The sequence below is a fragment of the Acidovorax sp. HMWF018 genome (assembly GCF_003061035.1).
GTDB lineage: Bacteria > Pseudomonadota > Gammaproteobacteria > Burkholderiales > Burkholderiaceae_C > Acidovorax > Acidovorax delafieldii.
The window spans coordinates 1-2,036 of the sequence record NZ_QAIM01000065.1; the positions used below are offsets into that span (position 1 = coordinate 1).

The 2,036-nt window shown below is 64.4% G+C and carries 2 protein-coding genes; both read right to left on the minus strand.

Annotation, left to right across the window (positions count from 1 at the left end; genetic code table 11):
- Positions 1–628: 628 nt before the first annotated feature.
- Positions 629–1,504, minus strand: coding sequence for a LamG-like jellyroll fold domain-containing protein (locus DBR23_RS02300; protein WP_108497183.1), 876 nt, complete (start codon positions 1,502–1,504; stop codon positions 629–631).
- A 22-nt stretch (positions 1,505–1,526) separates the two neighbouring features.
- Positions 1,527–1,907, minus strand: coding sequence for a hypothetical protein (locus DBR23_RS02305; protein WP_108497184.1), 381 nt, complete (start codon positions 1,905–1,907; stop codon positions 1,527–1,529).
- Positions 1,908–2,036 lie beyond the last annotated feature (129 nt).

The following is a 2,036-nucleotide window of genomic DNA, read 5'->3' on the forward strand; positions in this document are numbered from 1 at the left end:
GTCATGCTGTCGGCACCACTCTCGGCGGCGGCCATGGCCCCGGCGATCAGGGCGCGCACCGAGATAGCGGCAGCATCGGCGGCCGACTCTGCAGCGGCCATGGAGGCAGTCAGCTTGGAGTACCCGCCTGTAGCGCTCACGGTATCCGAACCCGATTCAGCGGCTGACAGGCTGCCTACCGCGCGTGGGGCCGTACCTGTTGCCGCGAGTGCGTCAGAGCCAGATTCCGAAGCCGCCAACGCGCCTTGGCGGCCGGCCGCGCTATCGCCAGTTGCAGCCAGCACGTCCGCGCCGGATTCGACAGCAGCCAAGACACCCTGGCTATCTGAGCTTCCTGCAGCCGCTGCGAGGTCAGAGCTGCCCTCAGTCACGGCAAGCGCGCCGATAGCGCGGACCGTACCGGAAACGCTTGCCGAGTCAGACCCTGCGCTGGTGGCGTCTAGAGCACCCTGCACGCTGGATGCGCCGGATGCGCTGCAGGTGTCCGCCCCCGACTCGGTAGCGGCTAGTACGCTGCCACCGGTGGTGGACGACCAAGTAACGTTCGCAGCGTCGCCCGCCGGGGGGGTGTAAGAAGCAACGCCGACCCACGAAACGTCGGCCGCGTCACCGGCAGGCGGGGTGTAACTCATACCGGGACCACTCCGCGCAGGATAAGCGCAGGCAGATCTTCACCAGCAGCCGGGTAAAAGACCAAGGTGTGCGCGCCGCTGTAAAGGGTGGTGATGGAGTAGTTGCCCGTGGTGCCGTCGCTCGTGGCCTCGCCTACGAAAATGCCCGTGTCTTCGCGGTACGCACGCACCTTGCGTGCGGCGTTGGCCCCGCTGGCGTCTTTGACGTTGCCGGACAAAGCGATGGCAGCGGCGCCGGTAAACGCTTCCGTCGGGGGCGTGAAATTTGCGGTGTAGCGAGCCAGGCCGATGGTTACCCGCACCTCATCAATGTACCCAATCCCACCGCTACCGCCACCATTGCCGTATTGGTTGATGTTGACCTGGGCGGGCGTACCGAGTGACCCCGAGTCTGTGTACTCGTAAACCTTGGTGCCGTTGATGAAGGAGCGGACCACACCCGATTCGCGCGTGACAGCAAGGTGGACCCATTCATTCAGCGGCACGCTACCCCCAGCACCGCCGTAGGCGTCGCGCGTCTCGGTACCGAGGGCACCGCTGGAGATATACATCTGCACAATGCCCGTGGTTCCATTGAACAGCCCCAACGGACGCGCTCCAGAGTAGCTGGAGTAGTTCGCCCAGCACTCCATGGTGAAGTCGTCGGTCCCGATGGTAAAAGCGGATTCGGGGGAAGCGCGCAGGTGCGAAGTGAGCCCCGAGAAGTAGAGCGACGATCCGCCGAACTTTGACTCTGCGGTTGAGATGATCGCGCCGTTGTACGCGATAGCCGTTTTAGGCGTCGCGCTGCTGTCGGTAAAGGTAGTCGAGCCGTTTGTCCCGTCCGCGTGCAGCAGCAGGACTACCTTGTCGAAGTCGGGATCTGCTGCCATCGTCGCTCCTACGTCGCGGCCGTCAGGCGTGCGTGATCGTCGCGGAGTTGATCGTGATGGCCTGGCCGCTAGCAAGCACGTTGTTGTCCAGCACCAGGTCGGAGCCGGAGGTGCCAACGGTCAGGCCGGTAATCACGTCAGCGTCTGCAGAGGTCGTGATGCTGGCTTTCGTGGCCGTGCCGCCGGCGGATGCGGTGGTGCTCAGGATGCCGTCTGCGCCGCCGTTGGCATCAGAAAGCGTAAGCACAGCACCAGACACGGTACCCGCCGTTGAGGCCAGAGTGAACGTAGCCAGCAGCGCGTCGGCGGCGCTGAACAGCTTGAGCTTGCCCGAAGTGCCGATGGTGGAAACGACAGCATTCATGCGGGCCGTCTTGGCGGCGGTGGAGTAGATGACAGACATGGCCGGTCCTCAGCGTTGGGTGATGGCGAAATTGATGGTGCGGTCGTCAATGCGGCCGGCGGCGGTGGTGATGCGGCAGGTCACGAACTCGTCGGCGTCCACAACGCCACCCGAAACGAAGGCGGTGGC